Origin of the sequence: Pontibacter sp. SGAir0037 (genome assembly GCF_005491705.1) — a bacterium.
GTDB lineage: Bacteria > Bacteroidota > Bacteroidia > Cytophagales > Hymenobacteraceae > Pontibacter.
Genome location: NZ_CP028092.1, coordinates 5,052,304 through 5,079,266, shown reverse-complemented (window position 1 = coordinate 5,079,266; position 26,963 = coordinate 5,052,304). Strand labels below are relative to the sequence as shown.

General features: G+C 48.2%; 16 protein-coding genes. All 16 read right to left on the bottom strand.

Translation table 11 applies throughout. The features are described 5' to 3' along the window. Positions 1 to 161: 161 nt before the first annotated feature. Positions 162 to 2,957 (bottom strand): outer membrane beta-barrel protein, encoded by a 2,796-nt coding sequence (locus C1N53_RS21075; RefSeq protein WP_137761179.1) that lies wholly within the window; start codon positions 2,955 to 2,957, stop codon positions 162 to 164. 660 nt (positions 2,958 to 3,617) lie between these two features. Continuing rightward, positions 3,618 to 4,049 (bottom strand): hypothetical protein, encoded by a 432-nt coding sequence (locus C1N53_RS21070; protein ID WP_137761178.1) that lies wholly within the window; start codon positions 4,047 to 4,049, stop codon positions 3,618 to 3,620. Positions 4,050 to 4,299: 250 nt separating this feature from the next. Further along, positions 4,300 to 4,425 carry a hypothetical protein gene (locus C1N53_RS22890; RefSeq protein ID WP_256377482.1) on the bottom strand — a complete coding sequence of 42 codons (126 nt, stop codon included), beginning with the start codon at positions 4,423 to 4,425 and terminating at the stop codon, positions 4,300 to 4,302. 207 nt (positions 4,426 to 4,632) lie between these two features. After that, entirely contained in the window at positions 4,633 to 4,827 is a 195-nt protein-coding gene (locus tag C1N53_RS21065; RefSeq protein WP_137761177.1) for a hypothetical protein, read from the bottom strand. Between the two features lie 131 nt (positions 4,828 to 4,958). Beyond that, the gene (locus C1N53_RS21060; protein WP_240773321.1) at positions 4,959 to 6,278 is read right to left on the bottom strand and encodes a sulfatase-like hydrolase/transferase; all 1,320 of its coding nucleotides are present in this window, start codon (positions 6,276 to 6,278) and stop codon (positions 4,959 to 4,961) included. A 384-nt stretch (positions 6,279 to 6,662) separates the two neighbouring features. Then, complete coding sequence (locus C1N53_RS21055) at positions 6,663 to 8,378, bottom strand: arylsulfatase (RefSeq protein ID WP_137761175.1); 1,716 nt, start codon at positions 8,376 to 8,378, stop codon at positions 6,663 to 6,665. 109 nt (positions 8,379 to 8,487) lie between these two features. Next, positions 8,488 to 9,825: a sulfatase gene (locus C1N53_RS21050; RefSeq protein WP_240773319.1), complete on the bottom strand. Its 1,338-nt coding sequence runs from the start codon at positions 9,823 to 9,825 to the stop codon at positions 8,488 to 8,490. A gap of 405 nt (positions 9,826 to 10,230) precedes the next feature. Further along, complete coding sequence (locus C1N53_RS21045) at positions 10,231 to 11,370, bottom strand: formylglycine-generating enzyme family protein (RefSeq protein WP_371415941.1); 1,140 nt, start codon at positions 11,368 to 11,370, stop codon at positions 10,231 to 10,233. Positions 11,371 to 11,646: 276 nt separating this feature from the next. Beyond that, complete coding sequence (locus tag C1N53_RS21040; RefSeq protein ID WP_137761173.1) at positions 11,647 to 13,203, bottom strand: sulfatase; 1,557 nt, start codon at positions 13,201 to 13,203, stop codon at positions 11,647 to 11,649. Between the two features lie 146 nt (positions 13,204 to 13,349). Then, positions 13,350 to 15,533, bottom strand: coding sequence for an alpha-glucuronidase family glycosyl hydrolase (locus C1N53_RS21035; RefSeq protein ID WP_137761172.1), 2,184 nt, complete (start codon positions 15,531 to 15,533; stop codon positions 13,350 to 13,352). 161 nt (positions 15,534 to 15,694) lie between these two features. Next, entirely contained in the window at positions 15,695 to 17,281 is a 1,587-nt protein-coding gene (locus C1N53_RS21030; RefSeq protein ID WP_168194076.1) for an arylsulfatase, read from the bottom strand. A 29-nt stretch (positions 17,282 to 17,310) separates the two neighbouring features. Then, a complete protein-coding gene (locus tag C1N53_RS21025) occupies positions 17,311 to 19,380 on the bottom strand; it encodes a glycosyl hydrolase 115 family protein (protein WP_137761170.1) in 2,070 nt (689 codons plus the stop codon). A 249-nt stretch (positions 19,381 to 19,629) separates the two neighbouring features. Beyond that, positions 19,630 to 21,309, bottom strand: a complete 1,680-nt coding sequence (locus tag C1N53_RS21020; RefSeq protein ID WP_137761169.1) for a RagB/SusD family nutrient uptake outer membrane protein — start codon at positions 21,307 to 21,309, stop codon at positions 19,630 to 19,632. Positions 21,310 to 21,323: 14 nt separating this feature from the next. Next, positions 21,324 to 24,677 (bottom strand): SusC/RagA family TonB-linked outer membrane protein, encoded by a 3,354-nt coding sequence (locus tag C1N53_RS21015; RefSeq protein ID WP_206077591.1) that lies wholly within the window; start codon positions 24,675 to 24,677, stop codon positions 21,324 to 21,326. Positions 24,678 to 24,958: 281 nt separating this feature from the next. Beyond that, entirely contained in the window at positions 24,959 to 25,987 is a 1,029-nt protein-coding gene (locus tag C1N53_RS21010; RefSeq protein WP_137761168.1) for a FecR family protein, read from the bottom strand. Between the two features lie 244 nt (positions 25,988 to 26,231). Further along, the gene (locus C1N53_RS21005; RefSeq protein ID WP_168194075.1) at positions 26,232 to 26,876 is read right to left on the bottom strand and encodes an RNA polymerase sigma-70 factor; all 645 of its coding nucleotides are present in this window, start codon (positions 26,874 to 26,876) and stop codon (positions 26,232 to 26,234) included. Positions 26,877 to 26,963: the final 87 nt, after the last annotated feature.

Sequence of the window (26,963 nt, the reverse complement as noted above, 5' to 3'; positions counted from 1 at the left end):
AAGCAATTCTGTTCTTACCATTTTCTGGCAGCTCTGTTTAGCTCAACGGGTAGAATCAATGCAGGTGAGACCTTTAGCGACTTTACGCATGGGCTCACACCGCCTTAGCAGGTGCTTACAAAGACGTTGCTGCTGAGAATTTTCCATCAAAGGAAGCCCTCCTAATATAAATCCTCCACTTCCCGTATGTCGCCTTGACCGCTGTAATGGCGGATGTTGTAGGTGAAGGTGAGCATAAAGTACCGCTCCAGCACATTGGTTTCCACATCCTCTACATACAGCTCCGTCACATTACGCCAGATGTTGTTGTTTTGCTGCAGCAGGTCGTACACCATCACACTGACTTCCCCCAAATCCCTTGGAAACAGCTTTTTACCAATGCTCATATTCCAGAGGAAGGTGTTGGTGTCATACCCTTCTGCAAGGCCTGCATTATACTGGTGGTTGATGTTGGTGCGGTACACAAAACCGTCTCCCAGTAGCCAGTTGTACCAAAAGCGGGTGCGCTGGTTAAAGTAATTGTTGTTCAGCTCAGGGCGCAGCGAGTTATCCACAATATTATAGCTGGAGTGGGTGGAGATGTTAAAATCGATGCGCTCGCTGATGTTGCTGCTGAGGGAAGCACCGATCCTGAAGTTACTGGAGTTAACGTAGCTCACCTCCTCATTGACCACACCGGGCCTCCTGCTGTGTCCGATACCGCCTCTCAGGTTCAGGTTCGATTGGATAAGCTGCAGTGGTCGGCCGTAGCTGAAGTAGGCACGGGCATCCCAGTAACCATCCACGTTTACCGGCCGAATGAGCTGTGCCCCTTCCGGCAGCACAATCCCGTCGCTGAGCGTTACTACCTCGTCGGCTATCAAAGTGCTGTTGGCTATCTGGTTGCTTTCAAATGAGCTTTCCAAGGAAGCATAGAAATTATGGTTCGTATCGGGGTTATGAGACCTGTAGCGCACCCGCCACCAGTTGCGAAAAGACTGCTCCAGGTCAGGATTACCGGTTCTAAGCTGCAGCGGATTGGAATTATCGATTACATCCTGCAACTGCCCCACCGATGGGGCGTTGGTACGGGTATCGTAATTAAACTCCAGGTTGTTAGACTCCGTAAATTTATACCGCAAGCGGGCTGATGGAAGCATGCTGGTAAAGGTACGTTCCAGGTCATACAGCCTTGGCAGCTGTTGATCGTTCAGCAGCTGCGCATGCTGGTATTCTGCCTCTACCTGAAAGTAGAGCTTTTCGGTGTTGTACCTATAGCCCAGTTCCGTCTCCTGGGTCAGGTAGTTGGTTTGGGAGGTATTGCTCAAGAGCCTGTTTAAGTCGCTGTAGCTTTGCTCCTGCTCTGTAAAGTCGTAGGTTCTGCGGTCAGCCTCGTTGTTCCTGTTGCCGATTTCATACTCCAACTCTACCTGCCCATGCTGCCCCACCGGTTCGGTATAAGATAGGTTGGTTTCCCAGGAATAGCCACTCCCCTTTGAATCGGTATGCTGCCGCAGCGCTTCCTCCCCATCCTCCACCGTATAAAAAGTGTTAAGAGCAAGGCGATAGCGTTCCCCGTCGCTGTTGTTAAAGCTATTATGCAGCCTAAAGCTAAGGCTTCGCCCCTCCTTCGGGAAACGGTGACTGTAAACCATGTTGTTGCTAAAGTCCAGACTGGCGTTGCGATTGTCTGACTTATTCTCAGTTTGGTTCAAGGGCCCCTCCACGTTCACGGTGCGCCCCCGGAAGGAGGCATCCGCCTCATTCTGGTACATGTTGCCCCGCGTCCTGACCCGAATCCTGTTATTTTCGTCTATCTCATAGTCCAGGCGCATGTTAAACCTGTGGTTGCCACTCACACGCTCGTCTTGGCTATCCTCGGAATATACCTGCCCTTCTTGCGTTGCCTGTACATAATCGCGCAGCAGCAGGCGGGTGTTGTAATTGTTTCTATGGTGATAGGAGTAGCTTGCCGCCAACTCTACTTTCTCCAGCCAGGCGTTGGTATAGTTTAACCCAAGCGCATGCGACGTAATCAGGCCGTCCTGGGTACGGCTGTCGCCGCTGTTGTCAGGGTCTGCCGAGAAGCTGACGGTATTGATGTTGTTACTGAGCCCCGTTACCGTTAGCCGCCTGTCATTCTTAAAGAAGTTCACACTGGCCCCAGCCATATAGGCATCCTCTGTTCCATAGCCGGCGGTTACCTTCCCGAACTCGCCTTTCCTCGCTTCGGGCCTGGTAACAATGTTAATGGTTCTGATTCTTTCGCCGTCGTCGAAACCGCTTAGCTCCGCCTGATCGCTTTTCTGATCGAATACCTGTATGCTGGCGATAACCTCGGCCGGCAGGTTTTGCAGTGCCGCCTCCACATCCTCGCCGAAAAAAGGCTTTCCGTCTATCAGGATGCGCTGCACGGCCTCGCCCTGTGCCTCCACCCGGCCGTTCTCCACGGTGATGCCAGGCATCTTCTGCACCAGGTCCTGGGCACTGGCATCGGGTGCGGCCTTGAAGGCACTGGCGTTGAACTGGGTGGTATCCCCTTTCTGCTCACCGGGCGGGGTATGCCCCACTATCACCACCTCCTCTATCGTGGTAGCTGATTCCTGCAAAGGCAGCACCTGTAGATCGACAGGCAACAGTTCTATCTGAACAGGCTTTGAGAATGGCTGAAAGCCGAGGTACTCAATTTGAAGGGTATAGTTGCCGGGCGCAACACGCTCAAACCTGAAATGCCCCTTGGCATCGGTTACGGCAACCCGGGTGGTATTGGCATCGCTGCCTTTTTTCAGCAGCACGGCAGCGCCAGGCAAACCTGTGCCATCTGCCCCACTTTGGACAATGCCTTTCAACATTACCCCTTGCGGTAGATTAGAGCCGATTGTTTTGGCTGTATCTGGCACAGCTTGTCGCTCGTTGCGCTGAGCGAAGATTTGGGTGATGGTAAGCAGTATCAATAAGATGGGGAAAAAATATTTCATACTTTTAAATGTGGGGCTAATACAGCTTCTTAACCAAAGAGACTGGTTACTCACCCAATAGTTTAATATTATGCAGGAAAAACAGGAAGCTTCCGGATCTAGTCACTCAAACGTATTTCTGCCGCTGACAGATTAGCGAAAAAGGAATTACCCAGGTAAAAGCTGTAAGGGACAGCATAGCTGCCGGGTAAATCATAATCACAAGGTGACGTTTCAGGCAGTGTTGCAAACCTTGGCGCCTGGTTTAAAAACGGAAGGTCGTTTTAGTTCAGTCGCCCTCTATCCGGATCAAAGTAGATCGGAGGACAAGGTCAAACAAGGGATAGACAACTCCTGATGCAGTTAAGAGCAAATGCCCGGTGCTGCCATCAGGGAGCAATGTTGCCTTACCTTTGCGCAAAAACATAGAAGTGGCCCGGCACGGAAAAACCTGGGCAACTTCCGGGAGAGAAGCAACGGGCTTGTTACGCCCGGCAACAGATAAACGGCTTCATCTCCACGACATGAAAGTCCTCCCCTCCGGGCGTAGGTAGCAAAAGCCTTCCGGTCCTACCAGCTCCAAGTCCTTTTCTTCTCTCAGGCTTCTGCCTAGGCTTCTCCTAACAAACTAAATGCTTGAACATTTGGCTCGTTCCCAGCCTCCAGCTCGTTGAACTCTGCTTACAGTGTTTTCAGGTTCACCTCGTCGGTGGCGGCGACCCTTTCCAGGGCAAGCCTAAGGTCCTCCTTCAGGTAATTCTGGAAGAGGGAGTTCTGCTTGGTGGCAGGCATTTCGAGCTGGCGCTGCTGCATGCCGCTTATTTTTCCAGGCACTAGGCTTTGTCTTCCCTCATGATAGTTTAGCCTGTAGGCGAAATAGTAAAAACGGGCCTCTGGTGAAAGAGCAGCTCCCATGCCAGGCTTTGTGCACAAGGTCCAGGCAAAGAAAACGTTGAATCGCAGGCTGGCCGGCATCATGAGACGCCACAGAAACCCCTCATAAGAGGGAAAGGCAGCTTCGCTTCTACCGCATACACTTAGAGAGATAGGAATATGGCTCCTGTCTCTTCTGCTATGCGTTATCCAATCGCTGACGTGTTCGCCTGGCAGCATCCCCAAGCGCTAGAGTACCCTGCCTTCCTGTTTTCAGGCTCCTGCTCCAAGCTACATACCGGACCGCAGTTTCATCAGAAGTAATGTCAATTTCAACCTGCTTAACCGGCCGTTGCCTGCTGAAAAGGGTATATGCGCAAAAAAGAATCTGCCAACAAGGCGCACTTGACAAATGCGTGCGTTGATTGACCGATTGGGTACCATTCCACCAGCCCCGCATGGCATCCCGTTCGCCCCCCTGCCGCAATCGTTAGGAACATGCTTTGGTTTGTTTCCTCGGGTTGCTAGCCTCCACCGCATTGCTGTGCTCCAGATAACTTTCCGCATGCCACTCGTTTCTCTTGCCGTTCCTCCTCAGGATTATGTGAAGAGCCATGAAGCTGTTTCCGAACAGGTTTATGGGCTGCTAACATTCTTAGCTCAAATCCGGTGGCTCCCAATACCCCACGACCTGCCTTTGAGTTCGGTAATGTCCATATTCTATAGCAGGACTTCGGATTCCTTGTCGCTGCCTATTTAGCCTACCTCCCTGTCGAGGCTTTCCCGTTCCCTAGAATGTCAAAGACGTTGAGCCCTGCCCGTGCTATCTAGGGTAGATCAGGAGGCGTCCATCCTGTCCATCTGGCTTATCAGGTTGCCCGGCCTGATGCACGCCGAGGTCCAGGCCAGCAGGGCTATTGTCGGCGGTTCCAATTTTCCAGATTACTTGCTGCTGGGCATTATAGGACAAGTATACAAAGTATAAAAAGACAGTTACTATTGAATAATGCTTTTTCATTTCTCATCTCGGTTGAGTAGAAAATTTAAATTAGAGTGTCATAGCGGCGGTTGGCCTTCTAGCAGCAGGTAATGCAGGACAAGAGCTTTAGCACCAAAGTCTATAAACAAACTTTCATCTACTGGCTTAAATCAGTTTTCTTCTTTTTCCAAAACAGGCATTGACTTATACCAGGAGGTTACCTTTTTGGCCATTGTAGCAGCTTTCTTGGCATGAACATCTGCGAGGTTATGGTGCTCTCCCGGATCATTTACAATATTGTACAGCTCCTTTCTGCCGCCGTCGTAATCGCATAAAAGCTTCCAATCTCCTTCACGCACGGCCAAATCAGGAAGGTTCTCAAATCCGTAATAGTTTTTTCTGTCGGGTGGGCGGCTGTAGAAGATGGGAGCACGACGGGAAGCGCCCGATTCGCCCAGCATTGTTTTTAGGACGTTTTCCCCATCAGAGATAGAATTTTGCGCTGCTTTCGTTCCTGTGAACAAAAGCAGTGAAGGCATGAAATCGATGGCAGAAAAAACCGATTCCTTGTTTCGGGTACCCTTTACTTTTGCTTTCATGAATCCTGGTCCCCAAACAATCAAGGAAGAGCGAATGCCTCCTTCATACAGATGTGTTTTGAAGCCTTTTAGCTCTCCTGCTCTCCCTGCTCCCTTTTCCGGGCCATTGTCGGAACAGAAAACAATCAAGGTATTGTTGCGCAACTTCTCGTTAGATTGAACATAGTCGAAAAGCTTGCCAAACTGTTGGTCCATGGCTTCCAGAACCGCAAGGTACAATCCTCTTTTACCGGCTTCTTTTGCCAGGCCGTATTCTTCAAATGGCGGCCAATAAGGGCTATGCACATCATCAGGCCAGATGTTCACATAGAAAGGCTTTTCATCTTGACCTGCTTTGTCTATGAATGCTATTGCTGCATCGATATATCCTGTGGTTATCGCAGACCTTTGCATCCAGGTAAAGGGTTGCCCAAGTATTTCTGCCTCTTCCCATACCCGTCCGACTTTTCCAGTTTCTTCTTTTGTCAGCGGGAGTAATTTGGGCCCCATTCCTTCGAAATTGGTCAGAGAGGCGTCAAAGCCATATGCCGCAATTTGCGGTGCATCTGTAACGTCGCGTTGCCCGCCCATGTGCCATTTCCCGAAATGGCCGGTAGCGTAACCTGCCTGATGAAGGCCCCGTGCCAGCGTCGGAGCAGATGGGTTGAGCCAATTGGCAATGCCCCTGTTACGGTTGTCTTCCCGGTATGAGAGGTAAGAGGTAATATTCCAACGCTGTGGGTAAGTCCCGGTTAGCAGGGCTACGCGTGAGGGGGAACATATGGGCGAGTTGACGTAAAACTGATCAAAACAAATACCTTCCGCAGCCAGTTTGTCAATGTTTGGGGTTTGAGCATCTGTATTCCCAAAACAGGATAAATCTGCCCATCCCATATCATCAATAAAAATCATTATGATGTTTGGCTTGTTGTCTTTTTTAGGGGTTGCGGACCCAGATTGATAGCACAAACTCAAGATAAAGAACAGATAAAGTGTTTTTTTCATTGGATAGGATGATTGATGAAGTGGGATAGGGATAAATTACAATGCTTTGCTTCCAATAAGGAAGCTTTTCTACCACTTTGCCACTCCTGTAGCTGAACAGGAAATACGGTAAAGCGAACCGGTTACATCACTATGAATCGGAAAGAGCCGTTCCCTGTTGTAGCTTTTGCTGAATGCTCAGCCACAGCCGCAACAGGGAACTTTTATCCTTTCTAGGTGAATACGCTTGGTCAATACGGCAGCACAGGCTTATACATGTAGCATGTCGATTTTTGCCTTCTTGCCAGCTTGTTACTTGGCATCCTTCCGCTTCGGCAGTACATGGTTACTTGTTGCCCAGTTTTGCCACATTATTTCCAACTCCTGTACTTTAGCTGGGTATTGGCCGGCTAAATCATTTAATTCGGTCTCATCTTCGTTAATTCTATACAGATTCCACTCTTCATTATTCCGTGCAACCAGTTTCCAGCCTTGATGCCGCACATAACGCGCACCAAAGTGTTCGTTAAATAAAGCCCGATGCACTTCCCCCTGCTTCCCCTCCAAGGCTGGCACTAAACTTATTCCCTGCATGGTTTTAATCTCTTTTCCATTATAAGTAGTAGGATAGGTAACATTGGCAAGCTCCGCAAAGGTGGCCATAAAGTCCATCACATGTCCTTGCTGCGCTACAACTCCACCTTTTTTCGCTTTGATCCCTTTAGGCCAGTAAGCTACCATAGGCGTTAAAATACCACCTTCGTACGACTGAGATTTGGCATAACGGTAAGGCGTGTTCGAAACATTTGCCCACCTGTGTCCAATAGAGGTGAAGGTGGTTTGCGGCCCGGGAAGAACACTTTTATCCACTGGGTAGACTATTTCCCGCCCGTCTCGTGTCTTGCTCGGTCTGTCAAAGCCAGGGCCATACCGCATAGCATCTTCCGGACTAGCCCCATTGTCGCTTAAGAACACGATGAGCGTGTTGTCCAACTCGCCTGCCTGACGCAAAGCCTCTATCATTCTTCCTATGCCCTGGTCCATCCGGTCGATCATAGCCGCATGCACCGCCATAGCCCTTGCATCCCACTCTTTGTGTGGATTTTCCTCCCAGCTCAATTCACTGTCAATGCGGGGCGAAAGCGGTGTGGTAGCAGGATCTATCAGACCCGTCTCCACAAGTTTTTGATACCGTTTTTCACGAATGGCATCCCAGCCAACCTTGTAGGTGTCCTGGTATTTCTCAATATCCTCAGGCAGGGCATGCAGTGGCCAGTGCGGCGCTGTTTCAGCCACATATAGGAAGAAAGGCTTCCTTGATTTGCTGAACTCTTGGATGTAGGCGATCGCTGTGTCGCTGATGGCATCGGTATGGTAATAGTCCTTCGGAACAGATGTAACAGGAGTAGTGCCACTTACCAGGCTAAAGGGGTCGAAGAAATCGACCACCCCCCAAATGTTGCCAAAGTATTTCTCAAACCCTCGGTTAGTAGGATACTGCTCTACAGGTGAAAAATAAGGATGCTCTTCCTGATGGTTCAGCCACGCCAGCTGTGCTTGCGGGTTATCCTGAACCACTGTATTGGAAACGTGCCACTTACCTACCATTCCTGTACGGTACCCGCCATCTTTCAACAGCTCAGCCATGGTCACCACATTGTCTGTCAGGTGCCCCCGGTAGCCCGGCAGGGAACGATCTTCGGTCATCTCCCCTATGCCAGCCTGATGGTTATACACACCCGTCAGCAAAGCAGCCCTTGTCGGGCAGCAGCGTGAGGTATTATAGAAGTTGGAAAATCGTACTCCGTTCGAGGCCAGATAGTCAATGTTTGGTGTATGGATCTCGCTGCCATAACAGCCTATGTCAGAAAAGCCCAGGTCATCGGCCATAATTAAGATTATGTTCGGCCGTTTATCTTCTTGAGCAGCTGTTTGTGCACCGGTTTCAGCCTTCGGGGGGGAGCATCTAGAAATTCCACCAAGGCACAACAGGCCTAGGAGGATCTTAACATGAAGTGTCTTTATCATAAGAATGAATAGTATGTAAAATGTTCGATTTTATTTCTCTTAACTGTTAGGTGCTGCTAGGTAAACGCTGCCTGTCGCCACAGGTGGCGTTTGGACCCTCCGGATGGCTTCACTTCCTTTTTCGCTGTTCATTTTGTTGGGTATAAACCTTATCCATGGCGGCTCCCTCATCTCCTTGCTGCTGCATCCATTTCTGTAACTCAGCAGTGAACATTTTAATCGTTCCTGCATAGGCAGGATCTTGAGCCAAGTTGTTTAACTCCCAGGGGTCTTTCCGGGTATCATAGAACTCCACGGCTGGTCTGTCAGTAACCCGTTCAATTAAAAACTTTGCCCTTTCTGAGTGTCTGGCTTCTTTTTGCCAGGTATCCCAAATAACGGTGTTCCTGCCTGGCGTCATCATATACTTGATATGGTATTTGGCCTCTGGTGTAAGATTCAGAATCAGCTTGTATTGGCTATCGCGAATGCTCCTCATCGGATAAGAAGGCCCCTCCGGTATATTGTTGTGCAGGCTATAGGCGTACTGCCGATGCTTGTCGGATTGGCCTTCTATGACATTTAAAAAGCTGCTACCATCCAGCCCTTGTATGGCTTTGCCTCCTGCCAGTGCTACCAAAGTAGGCGTAATGTCTTCATATTGCACCAGCGCATCAGTTTGGCTGCCGGCCTTCACTTTACCTGAATGCTTTACAATCATAGCGCTTTTCTGTCCATGGTCCCAGAGTGTCCATTTTCCACCGGGGAACTGGGGGCCCTGCTCTCCAAGAAAAACAACCATGGTGTTTTTATCCTGTCCAGTGTCTTTCAGCATGCGCCTCACATCCCCCACTTCATTGTCTAGTTGTCTTATTTCAGCCAAGTACTTGGTGTACTGCTGTCTGGTTTCTTTGGTATCAATCCAATTAGGTGGCAGTATCAGTTTTTCGGAGTCGAATTCAGAAGGATCGCCCACCGTCCAGGGAATATGTGGATTAATACTCATCACAAAAAGGCAGAATGGCTTTTGGCTCGTGCTAACGAAGCGCCTGAGGCTATCTAAAGTATAATCTGCCGAATTGGCCACGCAATTAGTTTCGAAACCTTGGATAATTTCAAATGGAAAAACTGTTCGGGGCCGGGTACTATGGTCTTTTCCAGTTAAAGCGACGCGGTAGCCGAGGTCGCCAAGGTAATGTCCTATGCTTTTTAAGTTGCTGAGAACAGGCTTATGATTTTGAAAAGAGCCGTGCCTGGCAGGGTATAAGCCCGTAAAGAGTGATGCCCTGAGAGGCACACACATGGCCTCAGAAGCATATACCTGCTTAAACTTCAATCCTTCTTCTGCCAGAGCATCAATATGAGGGGTCTTTAAATTTTTCCCGCCGTAACAGCTTAACTCATTGCTGGCCAAGTCATCGGCCATGATGATGACAATGTTTGGTTTGCCCCGTTCTTGTGCGTGCAAACTTCCACAGCAAAGAATTGCCAATGTGCACAGTAGGAATTTCTTTAAACGATGGTGGCTCTTCACGTTCATAAGCAGTACACTAACACACGAAATGATCCAAAGGCATAAACACCCAAGGCATTGTTCTCCTCTCTATTTCTCGAGGCAGAACCATAAAACAAACAACTGAAAAGTAAATTTCGAATCAGGTCGAACGCATTAAAATTTGCTGTTCTGTATCGTTTTTAACAGATAGTCATCTTTCAAGGCAACTGTTCCATAAAATATTCCCAGCATTCCATCGAAGCGTAACAGCACCTAAGAGGGCTTTGCTCTAATACCTATAAGTATAACGCGTTTAACCTGGCCGCCTGCTGACAAATGTATACATGAGGTATTCTAATCAGCTTCGATTCCACATTTTTAAAGCATCTGGGGTTTACTTGGGTGAGTATTGCCATAGGCCCCATCATGCCCTCTTCCAATCTTTCTTTCTTCGGAACTTGCATCTCTGACGCACCTGAAACCAAGGTTGCTGGAGGCGCTGGAAACTTCGCCCTTGCCCCTACTCCCTGCTTTGTATCGGACGCAGTACTGGTCGCTGCACAGAAAGGAACCTCCACGCTGTACACGCTTTATCACATACGGCTCTTCAGGATCAAAACTGCTGACAGGCCCCCTTGGGTTGTCCTTCGGGCTGTTTCGGTAATAATCCGGACGGTAAAAATCGCTACACCATTCCCATACGTTTCCCTCCATATCGTGTAGTCCAAAGGAATTGGCAGGGAATGACTTGACAGGGGCAGTTCCTTTGAAACCGTCTTCTGCCGTGTTGCCGCTTGGAAATTGACCTTGATAAATGTTAGCAACCCATTTTCCCTCTGGCTTTAGCTCATTCCCCCAGTAAAATGTCTTGCTACCTGATCTACCACGGGCCGCATATTCCCACTCTGCCTCGGTAGGCAGACGCTTTCCGGCCCACACGGCATATGCAGCAGCATCCTCGTAGCTAACGTGCACCGCAGGGTAATTTTCGAGTCCTACAACCGAGCTGCCGGGTCCTTCCGGATGTGCCCAGTTTGCCCCCGGTACATACTGCCACCACTGCAATGAGTTATGGAGCGACACTTCCTGTGCAGGAGGTGTGAACACAGCTGAACCCGGCACCAGTTTATCAGCTGGCACTCCCGGAAAATCGGCAGGATCAAGCGGTCGCTCTGCCACTGTTACATATCCTGTGGCTGCCACAAACTTGGCGAACTCGGCATTCGTCACTTCATGCTCATCCATCCAGAAGCCATCTACCCTGACCTCATGCACAGGCTGCGCATCCGCAAAGGCTGGGTCATCAGACCCCATCTTAAAGGAACCACCTTCAATCCAAACCATTTTAGGCGGCACAGTATCCTGCACCGCCTCTGCTTTTACATCTGCGTTCGCATCACCAGCGTTCGTGAGCGATTCTCTTTGCGCTTTCTGTTGGCAGCCTGCAAGGCAGGCAAAGCCTAGTATTGGCAGCCAGCAAGAAGGCTTTTTAAAAAAACATGTACCTATTAAATTCACCTTCAGTTACTTATATTAAAAAATCTAAAAATTTACAAAAAGATGGTTTCTTTCCTACTTTTAAACCTGAATTCCCTAACGCTAAGTTTATTAATTTTTAAATAATGATACCCCATTTTAAAATTACAAATGATATTAGGGGTTTGCTACAGATTACGGGAAGCTTATGCAAATTTAACTTCAAATAAGCAGCTATTTACCTTCTATTGATAACCTCCTTCAGCGTAGGGCTGTTTGCTCCATTCCCTGTCTTAAAAAGTATTTGAGCCTACCTATTTACCTATTTGGTTTTGGAAAGGCTCTTATAGCACCATCTAAACGAGGGTAACTTTCAAAAACATCACCGTTCCCTAAGAGCCTTGGATCTGCTGTTTCCGCTAAATGACGTTCCAGCTTGTTTTTGAGATCCGACTTAACTTTCAGAAAAGCTTTATCGCCGGCCAGGTTATGGAGGCAGGCTGGGTCGGTTTTGATGTTATACAATTCCTCCGGCGGCCTTTTAGCAGTTGCCAGATCTAAGAAGTTTGCTACTTTCTTATCGTTTCTGTTTTCAACTAGATAAGTTAAACTAGGGCCGGAATCAATATCATAGAAAACGCCATAATCACTTAAGTCCATTTTGCCGGTTTGTCTGTTTTTAACCAGTCCGTATGGATCACCGGCAGGCCATCGGTCAGGTCTGTAGTTCCTGATATACAGGTAGTCGCCATTGCGTAAAGAGCGTTGCGGATAACCAAGGTTTTTATAGCGGGCAGAGGAGTGCCTTTCTCTTGCCGCAAAGGCAGCATGCTCCTTTGCCACGTCCGCCGGTTTCAGCCATTCGTTTAGTACGCTATGGCCAGTCATAGGAAAAGGGAGCTGTAAATTGGTAATCTGAGCCGCCTCAAGGAGGGTGGGTGCCATATGTACCATGCTGAAAATAGTATTGTCTACTAGCCCTTGCTGTATCCGGGAGGGCCAGCTAATAGCCAAAGGAACATGCAGGCCATACTCGTAGCCATTTGCCTTGGCCCTTGGGAAGGGCATGCCATTGTCTGAGGTGACGATCACGAGTGTGTTGTCTAATTCACCACTGTCCTCTAACTGCTTCAGAATTTTTCCTAACTGTTGATCGAACCATTCAATCTCAAAGCAGTAGTCCAAAATATCGCTCCTGATTTCAGGGGTATCCGGTAAAAAAGCAGGCACCACCACATCCTCCAGCTTTTTCCCGTTTTTTAATCCAATACCTTTTGAATACGGACGGTGAGGTTCCTGTGCGCCGAACCAAAAGCAAAAAGGCTCCCCCTCTGCTTTTTCTGCATAGAATTCCCGGAAATTCTCTGCATAGTCAATTTTCGAAACTCCCTCCGGCTGGTTAGTGAACGTTACTGCATTGTATGCTTTACCAGCCGGATTTCTTTTTCTTCCGGACACTTTCCAATCGCCGGGTCCCCAACCTTTACCGGTGTAGCCTGTTTTATAGCCGGCTTCTTCTAAAATATCCGGGTACACCTTGTACTTAGCAGGAAAGCTGCTGCCATGCGTACCAGCTTCCTCTATCTGCCAGTCGTTTCTGCCTGTTAAAATAGATGCCCTGCTCGGGCTGCAACCCGGCGAGGCGACGTAGGCATTGGTGAATAGTATTCCCGTCCTTGCTATCCTGTCGAAATTAGGTGTGCTAACGGCCTTGTAACCGTAGGCCGAAGCGTGCGGGTACGACTGGTCATCGGTTATCACGAATAGGATATTAGGCCTGCTTTGGCTATTATCAACCTTGTTGTTTTCCAGTTGAAACGAATATCCTAAACATGCGGCTCCCGTTACGATTAGTATAATTAAGTATCTTCTCATGTTGAGGTTTACTTATAGCGTACAGATAAAAAATTGCATTCCGCGGTTCGCATGACCTCCTAAGCGGATACCGCATAGCAGCAGGTATTGCTTCTAAATTTTATCAATGACATCATGGTACACCAACCTTGTTGATGTGTAGTTTTTCAGGGCAATTCGTTCGGTTTTAAACGCTTGTAAAATTCCAAGGAATGGACTGGTCTTTCAAGCCCATGGGGAATCGGCATTTTTGAGAACGTTTGAAAGTACAGCACATTGGCATCCCGCCAAATCACCGCTTCTTTTTCCTGTTCGGCCAAAAGGCTTTGTACCTTGTGGAATCGCTCTGGATCCACAAAGCTTTTCACGCTATCCCAGTCTTTTTGCATAGCCCGCACCGAATCAACTCCTGCATAATAGCGGTAGCACAGTTCTTCCCAAAGTATTCTGCCGGAATTCATTTTATGTGTCCATGGCACATGGTGGAACCAAAGCAACAGCTCTTCCGGCGTGGCGTTTACATTATCAAATGCTGCTTTCACTTCCGGAAGATACTGGCTTACGGCGTCACTTCCCGATGTTGTCCGGTCAAAACCAATCCCCGCACGATCGGCTCTGTGAAAACTCTCTTTCGTCCCTACGGGTGCCGGTTTATCCCGTCGCCAGGGAGCAGGCCGGTAGTGACTGATGTCCATTAACATGGTTAAACCAAGTGGCGTCTTGTAGTTAACCGCTGTTTCCCTGGAGGCCATCATCAGCCTTTTGACAGGCGCGACAAAATCTTCATCTGAAGTAAAGGTAAGGCGTAGCCATTCGTCGGCGATTTTTTCGGCGGAGAGCTCTGGGTTCCAGGCAAAACGTCCATAGGCATACCAGTTAGCCTGTCCGAAAGGATGCCCGGTCCAGTTGCTGTCCATGCCAATATTAGCTACACCGGCCATGCCTGTTAAACGCTGGCTGTGCAATTCCCCCTTGATGTTTTTTGCAATGGTGGATCCTTTTCCTTTGGCGTAGGTATCGGCTTGAAGCGTTTCTTCATACAGGGTTCCCAGGTAAACCAAATGGGTAGAAAAGCCCAGGTACTCCTGCGTAATTTGAAACTCCAGCATCAGCGGCGTTTGCGGCATGGCCCCAAACAGGGCATTGAAAGGCTCCCGGGGCTGAAAATCGATAGGGCCATTTTTTACCTGCACAAAAACGTTTGATGCAAACTGGCCATCCAATGGCTTAAATTCTTTATAAGCCTCTTTTGTCCTGTCCTCAGTCGCTTTGTTGTTGTACACAAATGCCCGCCACATGACAATGCCACCGTGCGGCGCCACCGCGCTGGCCAGCATATTGGCGCCATCGGCATGCGTGCGGCCATAATCCTGTGGCCCGGGCTGCCCTTCGGAATTGGCTTTAACGCAAAAGCCGCCAAAATCAGGAATGTACTGATAGATTTCCGCCACTTTTGCATTCCACCAGGCAATAATGGAGGGATCAGAAGGGTCGGCTGTTTTCAATCCCCCAACCTTGATGGGTGCACTGAACACAGGCGTCAGATAAACTTTAATGCCATAGGGCCGGAACGCGTTGGCAAGGGCTTGTACTTTCAGCAAATACTCCTGTGTCAGGATTTTTGGGTCGGCATTTACGTTGTTTAGCACCGTACCGTTGATGCCGATCGATGCATTGGCCCGGGCATAATCTATATAGCGCTGGTCGCTGGTACCGGGCAGAGTTTCCCAGTTCCAAATAGAAGGCCCGGCATATCCCCGCTCCACGGTACGGTCCAGATTATCCCAATGGTTGAGCATGCGGTGCTGCAGTTTAGGAGCATTTTCGATGGACAGATTGGTGATGGATTCACCCGACTGCATCAGCCTTAAAAAGTGGAACACGCCATAGAGCAACCCAATGTCTTCATTGGCAGTAATAACCGTGGTTTTCTTTTTATGGACGGTAGTAGTCAAAATCAAAAAACCCTCTTTGCCTAATTTGTTAAGCCGCTCATCCAGTTTTAACGAAGCGACCAAGGTAGAGCTTTTGGGTGTGCCAACTACAATAGTCCCCTCTTTTGTTACTCTTTTCACGGATGTTGGCGTTTTGCCAAGAAGACCGCTTAAGCCATTTATTAACTCTTCTTTTGCCACGGCAATGGTGGGAGAATCTCCGCTAAACATAACTGCCTTGCATGCTGCCTGGTATCGGGCTAAAGCGGAAGGATCTTTAACCTGGTCGTACCGGAGCCAGAGACGGTAACCGCTTTCTGCATAAAGGTTCTTACCAGGCAAGAACGCTGCTATAACAAAAAGAAAAACGAACAGCAGTCGTCGCTTTGAAACATGCTTTAGTCTGAATCTAAACATTCTGTACTCTTTAAACATGCGGCTACCTGAACCTGAGAAGATATGTATTGGCTTATCTTTCATCCAGCGTTCACTAACCTTCCAATTTTAAATCAATTTTTATACTCCTAACTTGAATCACGATTCTACGGCAGCTTATTCCAAGACTGATATAGCTGTTGCTACTCCCCTGTGTTTTGGGGCTGTTCCTTAAAAACCTCCACTCTCTCAGCCCAGACTTTCCATAATGCAGCCATTTCCGCTACCTTATCGGGTTGACTGGCCGCAAGGTCGTATTGTTCGACGCGGTCCTGATCCAGGTTGTATAACTCCCAGGGAGCACTGTTGCTTGCCGCAACCAGCTTGTAATTGTCCAGCTGCATGGCTTTGCGCTCCTGCAACGCCCAGTACAGAGGCTTGCGTGCTACTGTTTTTCCATGCAGCATCTGGGGCACCAGGCTTTGCCCTTCCATGGGATGAATTCTTTTACCGTTGTAGGTTAACGGATAGGTGGCACCAGCCAACTCGCAAAGCGTGGGCATCACATCTACCAGGTGCGCTACCTGATTTGTAATCTGCCCCTGCCGCTCTTTTTGAATACCGGCTGGCCAGCGAATGAGCAGCGGCGTCAGTATCCCGCCCTCCAGCAGCGACTTTTTATAATACCGGAAGGGCGTATTGCTGGCATTGGCCCACGACTGCCCATAGCTCATGTACGAATCCACCCCGCCCGGCGGAAGCCCGTTGTCTCGCCGGTCAAATCCCCAGATATCACCTTCAGCACAACCGCCATTATCCGATAAAAAAATAACGATGGTGTTTTCTTTTTTTTCGATGGCGTCCAGTTTCTCCAGTATTTGGCCAATTCCCTGGTCCATACGGTCGATTTGTGCTGCATAAATAGCCATCTTTTCTGCCATTTCTTCTTTCTGCTTTTGCGTAAGCTTATCCCATGCTTCCACTTCTTCATCCCTGAGCGATAGTTCTGTTTCAGCTCCGAACAGGTTCATGCTTTTTTGACGGTTGTAACGCTGCACCCGCAACGAATCCCATCCTCCAAGGTACTTATCTTTATACTTCGCTATATCTTCCGGTAAGGCATGGAGTGGCCAGTGTGGCGCCGTATAGGCCACATATAGAAAAAAGGGCTTTTGTTCATTTTTCTGCTCCTCCAGTGTTTTTACCGCATCGGCTGTAATGGCATCCGTCATGTAGAATCCTTCTGTAGGAGGCGTGTAAGGCTGATCATTCAAGGCCATTTTACGGGTTGTAATCGGGCTTTTAGTTTTGGTGATATCAAAATAGTTGGAAGCACCGCTGATCAGTCCGAAATAATGCTCAAAGCCTCTGTTGGTGGGCCAGTAAGGCTGACTGTCGCCCAGGTGCCATTTCCCTGAAAGTGCTGTGGTATAACCAGCACTTTTCAGCACCTCGGCCAGCGTGACACAATATTCATTCAGGTAACCCTGGTAAGGTCCGGCAGGCCCTGGTTTTGGTTCGGCCAGTACACCCATGCCTGCCTGCTGCGGATACAAACCCGTCAGCAGCGATGCGCGGGAAGGCGAGCACCAGGCATTGTTATACATCCGGGTAAAACGGATACCTTCTTTTGCCAACCGGTCAATGCTGGGAGTTCCAATTTCACCGCCATAAGAACCAAGATCAGAGAAGCCCATGTCATCGGCCAGGATGAGCACAATATTTGGCTGCTCCGCATCCTTGTTTGCAGCGGTGTTCTTTGCACTGCCACAACTGAGAATAAGAGCCATCAAAAGAAAATAACAGCGCCTCCTCATCACTACTTCCTTGCAACTAAATTTTCGAATACCCTATACACGCTTTTGAAACCGAAAATCCTGTCTCCGGCATACCAGTTTTGGAAGTTACCCTGTTCGGTTGTCCGCAATGTTTTTTCGGCATTTTTCAGGGCCGCATAGGACTGATTGAGCAGTTGCTGCCGCAGCGTTGTATCATCCGACATATAGGCTTTGCTCAAACTCAACAGGCTTTCATTCAGATAATACATGTACCAGGCAGGTGCACGCAGGTTGTCGTTGAAGAAGGTCTTCTGCGACTCATCCAACCTTGCGTACAGATCGTCAGCCTTTTTTGCCACACTTAAAAAATCTGCTGCCGACTGTGTGGTGCCATTGATGACGGCCTCAATCTGATTGGTGGCGTTGATATCCTCCGGTATAATACGGTAGGTGCGGCCCTTTAACTGTTCGGCAGGAATGTCTGTGAACGGGTTCGGATTGTAACCCTCATCAAAGGCTTTGCCGATTTCCTGAATAGCTCTTTTGTAGCGTAAGTCCTGGAATACGAACTGGCGGTCAAAATCCTTTAAATCTGGTTTTCGCTGTTGCCAATAGGCATTGTAATAATCGGTATAGAGATTGGCTGCTTCCGTTGCATGGTGGCTACCATAATACTGGGCGCAAAAATCCTTCAGGAAAGAATCTGTTTCATATGATTCAAAATCCCACATCATGGCGGCGTTGGCCGATAACTCCATTACAAATTCCCGGATATTGCCGGCATTCACCACCGAAAACGCAATGGGCTGGTTCGTTTTTGAAGCCACATACCGGTAGTTAGCCTCCATCTTCCAAGGACCTTCCCCCGCAGCCAGGTGACTGCCGGTGGAGGTGAACTGGTAATTGAAGTAATACCCCAGTCGGAGGTTCTTACTATTATCCAGTTGCTGCATGTCCTCATTGGGGTAATGGTCTCTTCTGGCCGCTACATAAGTCCAGATAAAGGTGCTGTCGGCAGGAGGCTGGATGTACCCCTGCGCCAGTAAATCGGAAAGTTCATCATAAAAAATAGTCCGGAACTGGGGGTTTGGGTTGCCGGTGACATCCATAACTATCTGCCGCTGTTTTGCCAGCATCCGGCTGATTACTTCTCCTCTCTCTTTCATGGATTCGGGCGCATCGTTAAAGGTAAACCAGAACGGGCGGTCGCCTCTGCCCCGGAGACCCAGCACCCAGAGCATGTTAATGTCGTTACGCACAATGCTTTCGATGTTGTAGCGCCAGAACTCTTCCAGGTACTTTTCATTGGCCAGCGATAGTTCGGGCGGTGTGGTATTGCGTGTTTTATTCCAGTAATCCTCCCAACCCTCAAAGGAGGCGTTCAGCGGGCTGTGGTGGTGGGTGGTGTTGATGAAGCCATAATCCTGGATTAATTTCGTGGTGGGTGAAACGCTGTATTTGTCAGCATAACTTCTTTCATCGTCAAACCACTCGATGGTGTTCAGTTTTAAACGCATAGCCGTTTCCAGCCACAGTTTGTAGTTGCTTTCAGATGATTTTCGCCAAGGGGCAAACAGGTCGGTGTCATTGGGAAACCAGGCGCGGTATTTAACATCCGGTGAGGGGAAGTTGAGGTCGAGTGACGCGGAAACATTTATTTGGTTTTGCTTCTGTGGTGTCCATCCGCTGTAATACCACAAGGGCGGCACACCCAGCACTTTTTCGGAGAAGGTGTAGATAGCGAAAATGGTCCCTCTTACATCGGCTCCCTGCAGTATAACGTGCCGCTGCTGGTTAACGGTGCTAGTATACACGCGGTGCGCCTCCCAGCCTGTAGCCGGTTTTACCAGTTTAATCTCCGCTGCGTTTACAATCACGATACCGGGTTCACGGATCTCAGTCAAAGGTTTGATTCCACTTTTTTGCCCCAGCACTTTTTCCATATCTCTTTGTAAAGCAGATACGGCTACGTACAAAGGTTCTCCTGGCTTTGCCGACGTATAAATTACGGTGTTGCCGTTTAATACCACGTTTCGGGACGACTGCGTTTTTACAAGGCAGGAAGAGAGTAAAACAGAAAAAAGCAGTAAGAAGAAAAAGTTTATACGCATGATTAATTTTTTAGTGATTCGTTTGTTGATTAGATGTGACAGCCCTAGCTACGAGCCTTGTATCAACTTCTAACTAAATAGCTCTTTATGATTTATAGGTTAAAAAACAGGATAGTGATGGTATAGGCCAATTGTAGTGTAGTTACCCGGGCTTCGAAGACCTTCGCTATCTGGTTGGATTATAAGCGTTTTTAACCCCTTAAAATCATAAAGAGCCAAATTCATAAAACAGAGTTTACTAGGTATTCATTAAAAATATCCAGGGTTTTGCTCTAATACCGCATCTTTGTTCCGTTCAATCTCAATATCTGGAATAGGCCAAAGGTTGTAATGGGGCAAAGCATCGCTGTAATACGGGTTAAAGCGGCTCACACGATCATACCACTTGCCTAACCGCATTAATGTAAGTCTTCTTTTTTCCTCCAGACCTAATTCCCGCATCCTCTCATCCAGGATGTAATCGATTGTCACATCACCGGGTGCAACCGGATTTGCTTCGGCCCTGGCGCGAACCACATTGATGTCTTCAGCGGCTTTCGTCAGATCACCCAGCCCCAGGTAGGCTTCAGCCCGCAGCAGGTAGGTTTCAGCAAGGCGGAACATGTACTGATCGGCGTAAGTACCGCCAGCTGTGGCTTTCAGCAGGAGCTGGGATCTATCCTGGAACAGGTTTTCCGGGTGATCGCCGGGTGTGGTAATCTTGGATGGAAAGGCATACAAGAACCGGTGAGGAACAGTAACGCCAGCAGGCGGATTCTGGGTAGAAATTACCTGGCCAAAAAGCGGGTGAGCCGGATTGGTGGCCATAAATTCCCGAACAAAGTTGTGGTTGGCATTCCGGATGTCGTTATTAAAATCACTTTCCCAGATAACATCAGAGAAATACTTTGTTGAAATTCCCCAGCCAATGCCTCTGCCGCCGGAAAGATCGCTCCTGGGGTAAAGGATGGGTGAACTACCACCTCTTCCAGGTATTCTTAAATTGTTGAACTGTGGTGCAAAGTGCCTTTCCGCCTGGTAAGAGCCTCCGGTACCTGTTGAAACGGAACCGCCACCTATCACATCGGTTTCGAATTGTATCACCCAAATGCCTTCTCTGTTTCCGGCTGATGTCCGGTTCTGATTCCCTTGTTGGAACAAATCCCAGTAAACATCGCCGGGAGTTACCGTAGATTTGGAGCCGAACCGGTTTTGCATCAGGTTTACATCTCCGCTGCCGATAACTGCCGTTGCCGCATCTGCCGCATTTTGAAACTGCCCGGCAGCAAGGTAAACTTCGGAAAGCAAATGGTTGGCAGCAAGGTTGCTGATCTCCCCATCCCGAACATCACTAATACTTGGCAGATTAGCAGCTGAAAATACCAGGTCGCTGATCACCTGTTTCAACACTTCTTCTTTTGTTGCTCTCGTGAAATTAAATCTTGGTGTTGTTATTTCTTCCACTACTAACGGAACCCCGCCAAATAGGTAAGCCAGTGTACGATAGGCAAGCGCCCTGAAAAATTTTGCCTGTGCTTCTACCAGTGTTTTTTGGCTATCCGTCATTTCTGAAGCAGGGATTCTGTTCAGAACAGTATTGGCTTCTGAAACAGTTTTGTAAAGCGAAGACCAGTGATTTAAGGGTATTTCGAGGCCACCCCTTGGTGCATAGGCCGCCACCATGTTAGAATGGCGCTCAACATTACGCTGACCATCGTACACCAGGTCGGTGCCGTAAATATAGTCGAACGGCCGTCGTTCACCACTGTTGTAAAATTCTGCTCGCACCCGGTTATACAAATTGTAAATAGAGGCATTGAAATCACTATACGTAACAAAGGCGTTACTGGAACTTAAAAACCCAGGCGTCTTTTCGTCCAGAAAGTCCTCTTTACAGGAAGCTAAGAAGCTAAGCATCAGCACCATTGCGAGTCCTACTATTTTTTTCATAACAAACTGCTTTTTTAAAGAGTTAAATTAAAACCAACAGAATATCCTTTTAAAACCGGTCTTGCACTATTTTGCAGCCCTTGGTTGGTTTCCGGATCCCAGCCTTCCCAATTGGTCCAGGTGGCCAGGTTCTTAGCACTTACAAAAACGTTCAGGTTTTGGATGTTCATGCTTTTAATGAAATCGCCGGTAAATCGGTAAGACAGGGAAATATCCTGCAGCCTTACAAAGCTCCTGTTCTGAAGCTGGTTTGAGTTAATAGTGGGTTCATTAAGAGCCAATGGATACTTTCCATCAGGGTTAAGGGGTGACCAGAAATCAATACCCTCCAGGAAGTTATATCTTATGTTGTTGTCATTCCTGAATATAGAGGGTCTGTTGCCAGCCAGGTAACTGTTTGGGCCACCCTGGATGGTGTTAAGAAACACCGTTAGCCTAAAGCCCTTGTATTCGAGGGCATTTAACAAGCTCGCCCGGTAGGAGGGCTCACTTCTACCATGGATGACACGGTCGGCGCCGTTGATAACGCCGTCTTCATTTGTATCCACGATACGGTAGGTGCCCGGATAGTACCCTGCCGGAATCTCGTCCCCGATCTGGTAAATTCCATCGGTCACATAAGTAAACTGTGTTCCAAGAGAACGGCCAATCCATAAGCCGCTGGCGATCAGGTCATCCTCTACGCCATCACCGTCAGCATCCGTGCCGAGCAGGGTAATGATCTTATTGGTATTCCTGGAAAAATTAAAAGTGGTGCTCCATTTAAAGTTTCTGTGATCGATGTTCTGTGAAGTAAGGGCAAACTCCACTCCTCTGGTTTGCAGTTTGCCGATGTTAGTAGGAATGGCACCAAAACCAGTAATATCAGGCAAAGTTACATCGTACAATAAATCAGTTGTGATGTTGTTGAAATGATCTAACGAACCGGTAAGCCTGTTTCCGAGCAACCTGAAATCTACGCCCATATTAAGGCCTGCCGTTTTTTCCCATCTAAGGTTCGGGTTTGCAATCGAATTTACCTGTTGACCAAACAAGGTACCGCCCCCATCGCCAAACACGTAAGAAGCCCCGCTACCGACCCTTGATAAAGATTGGTACCGATGGGTTTGGTTACCGGCAATACCATAGCCAGCCCTAACCTTTAGAAAATCAACCCAGGTAGATAAAGGCCGGAAGAAAGATTCTTCGGAAAGCACCCAGCCCAGGGCCACCGAAGGAAAAGTAGCCCATTTGTAGTTGGACGCGAATCCAGAGTAGCCGTCACGGCGTACGGTAGCCGTGAGGAGGTACCTGTCGGCAAATTTATAGTTTAAACGGGCCATCTGGTAATTCAATACTTCGTGCCATGCATCGGAATTCACAAACTGGTTTTCTCCCTGCTGTAAACTGTGGTAACCCAACGTTAGTCTCGGATAGGCCGTTGCAAAGGCCCTGGAATTGTCTTCCTGGCGCTCAATAGCACCATAAAGCAAGGTTGCCGTTACATCATGTTTCCCGAAATGGGTATTGTACGTCACGATATTGTCCAGTGTATAATCATAGTAATTGTTATAGAACTTAGACGCGCTTCCGGTATGCCCGCCACCATAAATACTGGCATCGTATCGTTGATTCGTGCGGTAATTGTTTCCAAAGTTCAGACGATAAGACAGACCCTTTATGAACGGAAAGTTGATCTCAGAATAGATGTTGGCAAATAAATAGTTATTCCGTTCATAATCGTCTGTGTAATAGGTAAGGAAGGGGTTGCCGAAATTAGTGTCAAAGGGAAAGGGTTTCAAATTTCCCTCGGCATCAAACGGCTCTATCAGTGGAGACTGTTGTATGATGGTGGAGATATTGGGTTCAGCACCATCTTTATTTACAAATGAGCCGGATGATTGAATACCAATTGTCCACCAGTCGGTGACATGGCTATCCAGGTTTATCCGTAAGCTTTTCCGCTTGAACTTGTCGTTGATGATAAATCCGGACTGATTGGTGTAGCCACCGGAAAAAAGATACGTAAACCTATCGCTTCCGCCGGAAATGCTTAGCTGGTTATCCTGCACAAAGCCCATGTCGGTAGCAGCATCCCACCAGTCGAAATCAGTGGCGACAAGATTCCCGTCAGCATCTTTCATGGGAGGATCGATTATGACATCGGCAAAATTAAAATCGGGATTTGGCTGCGTATAATCCGGTGCCAAAAAAGCTTTATCGTAATTTAACATCCTGATTTTTTCCAGATACTCTTCCCGCCTCATCGGCCGCAGGCTCACAGTAGGCGTTTGAGTGGCATAAGAGCTGGAGAACGAGACTCTTGGTTTTTGCCCTTTCGTTCCTTTGCGGGTGGTAATCAATAACACGCCGTTGGAAGCCTGCGCCCCATAAACAGCCGTGGCACTGGCATCTTTCAAAACATCAATGGAAGCAATGTCATCCGGGTTGATAGACTCCAGGGAATTATTGTACTGAATGCCGTCTACAACAATAAGCACACCACTTCTACCACTAATAGTATTGGCACCGCGGATGTTGATGCTCGGTGTTGAACCTGCGCTGGTGACCTGGCCAATGTTCAAACCAGGCACAGTTCCCTGGAGGGATTGCGCTATGTTGGTGTTAGGTGCATTCTGGAAATCCTCCAGGTTGGCACTTGCTACAGCACCGGTGACATCGGCCTTTTTCTGCGTACCGTACCCTACCACCACCACTTCACTCAAAGCTTTTGCGTCTGTCGCCATCTGGACGTTGATGGTAGTTCTGCTATTCATAGCAATCTCCTGCGACTGATAGCCGATAAAGGAGAAAACGAGTGTACCGCTCCCCTCAGGCACAATTAGGGTATAGTCGCCTGCTGCATTGGTCGGCACTGCTGTGGTGGTTCCTTTTAGCAGCACCGTCACGCCCGGAAGTACATCTCCGTTCTCATCGGTTACCTTACCGGATACTGTTTGGTTGTCCTGCCTTTTTATAGCTCCTGAATCAGTAGTGCTAGCTGCAGTTTTAGGCGGCAATTTCTTCTCTTTATCTGCGGCAGGTGTTATCAGATAAGAGCCATCAACTGTTTTTTTATAACGTAGCCCCACGGGTTTCAGCAAAGCCTCCAGGTTCTGCTCCAGAGACTGGTTCAAGCGAATAATACTGGAAGAGACAGTGCGTTCCGCCACTAACTGGTCCGCAAAAAGAATATCCGCCTGATAATATTCCCTTAATTGATGCAGGACGTCTTTTACTTTAACAGCGCTTGCGGCAGACTCTATACCCGATGTAGTCTGAGAGAGCCCCTTTAACGCCAGCCCTTGTGCTTGGCTCTGTGGTTGCCAGGCTGCAAGCAGTGCCAAAAGCATGCCGCATGAGTGTAACTTGTAGATTTTCTTCTTCATATGCAGTGGGTAAAAAAGTGATGAATGTGCATCTTGGTTTCATGAAGCCTTTTTATAATCGTTCACGCCATCAGAGCTTTACCCGCAAAGGCCGGTAAAGTAAATCATGTATCAGTTATGCCGATTCCAAGCTAGCTAATACCATTTAGCTAAGCTTGCTTATACTTGGCACCCGTTTATCATTCTCTAATTCCAATAGGAGTCAAGGCTTGGAGCGCCTCCACTGCTGCAACCACCCCTGGCGCTTGCATGCCGGCTCCTGCCTCCCATTCCTTGATCATTCACCTCTTACCCACCAGTAGCACCTGATCATCCTGCCGTATGATATGGATGTTCAGGATTTCAGAAAGCGCCTGCAGTAACTCATTGGCACTTCTTGCCTGAAATGAACCTGACACGGACATTGTGGGCACGTCTGTGCCGTCAAGTACAACCGTCAGCCCATAGTTGTCATGGAGCAGGTCTTTGATTTCATTTAATGAAGTATTCTCAAATACAAACCGGCCATCCCGCCAGGCAGAGTAATTCTCAGGGTTCTGTACCCGTTTTACCCTTAGCTTCTTTTGCCTCTTATCCACTTTAATCAAATCGCCAGGTGCCATAATCAGGGTTGTGGCTGGCTGCGATGGTTTCCCTTTATAAAGCACTTTCACTCTTCCCTCTTGCAGCACCACCTTCGTACCGCTTTTGCGCGCCGAGAGATTAAACGCTGTTCCGAGCACCTCTACCTGAAAGACAGAGTCAGTCATCACAACAAACCGCTTGTCATCAGGCGTGTGCACTACCGAGAATTTCGCTTCGCCTCTTAAACGCACGTTGCGGCTTCTCCCCCCAAACCCAAAGCGCGGCACCTGTAAAACAGAGTTGGCATTCAACACAACTTGGCTGCCATCTCTCAGCCTTATCTGGCTTATTTCTCCGTAGCTGGTTTTATAACTTTTATATAAAACCTCTTCACGTACATGCCATGCCCCAAACAGGAATAAGAACAAAACAGAAGCGGCAACCAATACAATTTTCCATCCTGCGGTTTTCTTATCCTTCCTAGCAGGTATCTGCGCTGCTTGAGACTCTCCCAAAAAGGTAGCTTGGTCGGTGAACCTGTCATGAAATTGAGTAATCGCTGACTCAACATCTGCCTTGAATAACAGGTTCTGCGTCTCCCATTCGTGTAAGCACGTATAAAAGTATTCTTCGTGCAGGGGACTTTCCGCCACCCATTTTTCGATCAGCTGCTTTTGCAAAACAGTCGCCTGTCCGGTGAAATAGGAGAATAAAAGTTCCCGCGTTACCAATGGGTTTGCAGACATTTCCTAGCGTTATATTATGTAGACAATTAAGTTTGAAAAAACCCTTACTTAAAATAAAAAAAATCGATTTTTTTTTCAGCGCACCGGAAGCCATGCCCTGAAAACGCGTTTGCTGGCAAAGCTGGACCCGGACGCGTGCATACTGTAGAGAACGTGGTATGAGGCAAGCAACCCTTCGTGTCAGTCTAGGCAGGGAAGCTGTGAATGGGACGGCTAAGCACAAATTCAGAAGTTGTGCCTGCGTTCATAAAGCGCTTAGAAGCAGCAGAAGCCCAAAAATCAGGCTCTGGGATAGCACCTTCTTGAGATAGTGGCTTGCTTTTCGGATTTGCACCTCCACTGTTCGGCAAGAGAGCTGAAGCTCTTCGGCAATTTCGGCATACTTCTTGTCCTCGAAACGGTGCATCAGGTAAATTTTTTGGCACTGAGCCGGAAGGGAGCCGATCGCAGCCTCCACTTTATGGCACAATTCCTCGTATTGAAGAACGGAATCCGGCTGCAAATTTACTGCATCAGGCCTATCCTCATATTTCTGATCTAACGCTACTGAGCGCTTGGCCTCCAATCGAAGATAGTTATAAGCACTGTTTCTGACGCTCTTGTACAAAAAAGCACGATAAGACGAGGTTATCTCCTTGAATGTACCCTTTATGTAAAACTGGCAGAATACGTCTGCAACAATGTCCTCGGCCACTGATTTAGAATAAAGAAAGCGTGTGGCGTGGTTGCACAGGGCTTGATAGTAATATCGATAAAGCAATTCGCAACCTAATACAGGGTCATTCACAAAGGCCTGTCTGATAAACAGCTCGTTGTCAGCAAACTTAGGATCTACAACAGGCAAAGCCGGCGCAGGTATTTCATCCTCCTCCCCGGCTTTAGAAAACATGTGGTCACTCTTTACCATATTGATCCTTTTAGTTAAACAATCTGCCACCATCGGGCTAGCACACAAAGACAAGCCTGTCACAGCACT

Excerpts from the sequence above, each read along its gene's own strand:
- C1N53_RS21015 (WP_206077591.1), bottom strand. The coding sequence starts at position 24,677 with ATGAAGAAGAAAATCTACAAGTTACACTCATGCGGCATGCTTTTGGCA.
- C1N53_RS21075 (WP_137761179.1), bottom strand. The coding sequence starts at position 2,957 with ATGAAATATTTTTTCCCCATCTTATTGATACTGCTTACCATCACCCAA.
- C1N53_RS21060 (WP_240773321.1), bottom strand. The coding sequence starts at position 6,278 with ATGATTTTTATTGATGATATGGGATGGGCAGATTTATCCTGTTTTGGG.
- C1N53_RS21005 (WP_168194075.1), bottom strand. The coding sequence starts at position 26,876 with ATGTTTTCTAAAGCCGGGGAGGAGGATGAAATACCTGCGCCGGCTTTG.
- C1N53_RS21030 (WP_168194076.1), bottom strand. The coding sequence starts at position 17,281 with ATGGCTCTTATTCTCAGTTGTGGCAGTGCAAAGAACACCGCTGCAAAC.
- C1N53_RS21020 (WP_137761169.1), bottom strand. The coding sequence starts at position 21,309 with ATGAAAAAAATAGTAGGACTCGCAATGGTGCTGATGCTTAGCTTCTTA.
- C1N53_RS21025 (WP_137761170.1), bottom strand. The coding sequence starts at position 19,380 with ATGCGTATAAACTTTTTCTTCTTACTGCTTTTTTCTGTTTTACTCTCT.
- C1N53_RS21065 (WP_137761177.1), bottom strand. The coding sequence starts at position 4,827 with ATGAAAAAGCATTATTCAATAGTAACTGTCTTTTTATACTTTGTATAC.
- C1N53_RS21055 (WP_137761175.1), bottom strand. The coding sequence starts at position 8,378 with ATGATAAAGACACTTCATGTTAAGATCCTCCTAGGCCTGTTGTGCCTT.
- C1N53_RS21040 (WP_137761173.1), bottom strand. The coding sequence starts at position 13,203 with ATGAGAAGATACTTAATTATACTAATCGTAACGGGAGCCGCATGTTTA.
- C1N53_RS21035 (WP_137761172.1), bottom strand. The coding sequence starts at position 15,533 with ATGTTTAGATTCAGACTAAAGCATGTTTCAAAGCGACGACTGCTGTTC.
- C1N53_RS21070 (WP_137761178.1), bottom strand. The coding sequence starts at position 4,049 with ATGCTGCCAGGCGAACACGTCAGCGATTGGATAACGCATAGCAGAAGA.
- C1N53_RS21010 (WP_137761168.1), bottom strand. The coding sequence starts at position 25,987 with ATGTCTGCAAACCCATTGGTAACGCGGGAACTTTTATTCTCCTATTTC.
- C1N53_RS22890 (WP_256377482.1), bottom strand. The coding sequence starts at position 4,425 with ATGGCTCTTCACATAATCCTGAGGAGGAACGGCAAGAGAAACGAGTGG.